The organism is Candidatus Electrothrix sp., from assembly GCF_052785085.1.
In genome coordinates this window covers 1-2,494 of the sequence record NZ_JALAAI010000219.1, presented here as the reverse complement: position 1 = coordinate 2,494, position 2,494 = coordinate 1, and the positions used below count along the sequence as shown (strand labels likewise).

General features: G+C 46.2%; 4 protein-coding genes and 1 pseudogene. All 5 read left to right on the top strand.

Going from position 1 to position 2,494, the window contains the following annotated elements:
* Positions 1-179: 179 nt before the first annotated feature.
* Positions 180-530 (top strand): hypothetical protein, encoded by a 351-nt coding sequence (locus L2082_RS19085; RefSeq protein WP_446012186.1) that lies wholly within the window; start codon positions 180-182, stop codon positions 528-530.
* A 90-nt stretch (positions 531-620) separates the two neighbouring features.
* Positions 621-1,454 carry a hypothetical protein gene (locus L2082_RS19080; protein ID WP_446012185.1) on the top strand — a complete coding sequence of 278 codons (834 nt, stop codon included), beginning with the start codon at positions 621-623 and terminating at the stop codon, positions 1,452-1,454.
* 53 nt (positions 1,455-1,507) lie between these two features.
* On the top strand, positions 1,508-1,816 hold the full coding sequence (locus L2082_RS19075; RefSeq protein WP_446012184.1) for a hypothetical protein: 309 nt from the start codon (positions 1,508-1,510) through the stop codon (positions 1,814-1,816).
* Positions 1,813-2,178: a toxin-antitoxin system TumE family protein gene (locus L2082_RS19070; protein WP_446012183.1), complete on the top strand. Its 366-nt coding sequence runs from the start codon at positions 1,813-1,815 to the stop codon at positions 2,176-2,178. The genes L2082_RS19075 and L2082_RS19070 overlap by 4 nt, the downstream gene beginning before the upstream one ends.
* Positions 2,179-2,265: 87 nt before the next feature.
* Positions 2,266-2,367 (top strand): annotated as a pseudogene (locus tag L2082_RS19065) (efflux RND transporter permease subunit); the annotation flags it as partial.
* Positions 2,368-2,494 lie beyond the last annotated feature (127 nt).

Sequence of the window (2,494 nt, the reverse complement as noted above, 5' to 3'; positions counted from 1 at the left end):
TCCCTTGGTTACCAATGACAAATCGTTTTTTATTACATTAATACCAGAAAAATCTCAAATGTCCATTTTTTTCTGGTGTAAAATTAAAAGATTAACCAGCTAGCAGAAAAAGGCTGTCAGGGGCCTGTCAAATAGCAGATAAGGAAGAAAAACCGAATCAAGCTGCGGAATACCGGTCTATGGCACGAGATTCAAAACGTAATTTTGCCGGAACAGCCCACGAAATTAAGCTGTCCACCTTTCAAATTGCCGCCGTCATTTATGCTCTCCGGGGAGATGAACAGGGTGAAATTGAGGTAAATAAGCTTATTGAACAAGGAGATAAGGATGGAGGCGAAAGTGCCCACTTTTCCAAAGCAATTGAACGTATTCTTACCGGTGAAAGAAACGAAGAAAGTCTCTGTCAGCATTTATCAACTTCTGCATCAATCATTGAAGCCATTTTATTGTTGATCAAGATGCTGCCGTTGCAAGATAAAGAAGCCAAAAAAGACAGCAAAGAAGAACGACGGACAGCAGGCTGTGGCTGACTGTCACATGCTGTTATGATTGCGTAGGGTTGGTTCTCGGATTCATATTCACCGATACGCAGAACCTCTTCCATTCCGAGGAACAAACCAATGAAAGTCGCAAACCCCCTGTACGATGTCGTGTTCAAATACCTGATGCAGGATATGCGGGTTGCCAAACTGGTCATATCCAACATCATTGAACAGGAAATAGAATCCCTTGACTTCGCTTTTACCGAGTTGAATAGAAAACTCCCTGGCGGCGGCCTGACAGTCTTACGGATTGACTTTGCCGCAAAGATACGGGAGCCGGACGGCAGCAGTAAGTTGGTTCTCATTGAGTTGCAGAAGGCCAAATTCCCCACGGATATAACCCGTTTTCGGAAGTATCTGGGGAAACAGTATCTGGAGGAGTCCAATATCCACTTGGATGAAAAAACCGGAAAGAAGAAGGCACTGCCCATTATAAGTATTTACATTCTCGGACATAACCTGCAATACAATGACAGCCCGGTTATCCATGTGAAAAGAGAGTATTACGACCATGCCACCAAGGAGAAACTGACCCGGAAAGAAGAGTTCATAGAAAGTCTCACCCATGACAGTTATATTATCCAAGTGGGGCGGTTGCGGAAAAAACATCGCAATAAGCTGGAAACCCTGCTGAGTATCTTTGATCAGAGCAATGCCAGCAAAGAGAGTAAACATTTTCTTGATGTCCTGGAATCCTCGTTTCCGGATGAATTCAAGGTCGTCATCAGACGGCTGCACAAGGCTTCCGCCAGCAGAGAACTTTGTGAAGATATGGATATGGAAGATGAGATTTTAGAAGAATTAGCGACTCAGGAGCGGCTTATAGCGTACGAAAGGGCGGAAAAAGAGAAAGCGGAAGCGGAAAAAGCCAGGCTTGAAAAGTTACTGAAACAGGCAGGTATTGAATTTTAAGGTTTTTTCGTGAGCCGCTTGAGAATACCGAATAAAAAAACAGGAGAACAGACATGTTTCAACTGCAACTGCATATAGACCCGAAGACAGAGCAACGCCTGAAAACGATTCTGGCGCATACTGAAAATGAAGAAACCTTTGCCCAGAATATCATTGCCTACCAGATCAGCGAGATCCGGAAAAGCCTGCTCAGTATCCGGCTTGAACTGAGAAAGTTCGAGGCCGAGCACGGGCAGGCAACGGAGCAGTTTTACCGGCAGTACGAACAGGGCCTGACCGATGACAGTGAAGAGACAATGCTGTGGGCCGGACTCTATGAAATGCTGCAAGACAATGAACGGCGGCTGCAGGAGCTTGCATGATTGCAGCTTACTTCATGGAAGTTGAGCAGGTGCTTCAGGAGTTCCCGGATATACAGAGTTCAACACTCAGGAAAAAGCAGTATAACTCCAGACAGGGCTGTGTCAGCGGCTCTGTCCAGTTTGATACCGGCTGTCGTCTTGAATTTATGGAACTTAAGGATACCGACAGATCGGCAAAGATCAAATATCGCTATCAGTATATGGATCAGCGGAATGCCTGCGTTTTTCGCTACGACAATGCGCCGCATCATCCTGATGTGGCAACGCATCCTCATCATAAACATGAGAGGGAAGAGGTCACGGAGAGTTGTGAACCCACCTTGTACAACGTATTGTTGGAAATCGCGGAACAGGAAAAGTGAAACGAACAGAAGGTGCCGAGCAGCACGACCATTATGATCGGAGTGTTACCCCGATCCGTTATTAAGCATCGAAAAGGAGCCCCACTGATGCTCTCAAAGTTTTTCCTCGACAGACCCGTTTTTGCTTGGGTCATAGCCATCATCATCATGGCCTTGGGCGCGTTGTCCATCTACCAGATGCCTATAGCCTAATGGCACGACCTTAAGTGGTTGACCACAGGATTACGCCGTTTGTCTTCTTGGTACTGTCAAACGAGGGTAGGCCTTTGGACGACGCTTCACAGCCCGCGGTTCACTGCGACCTGGTCTATTTCCT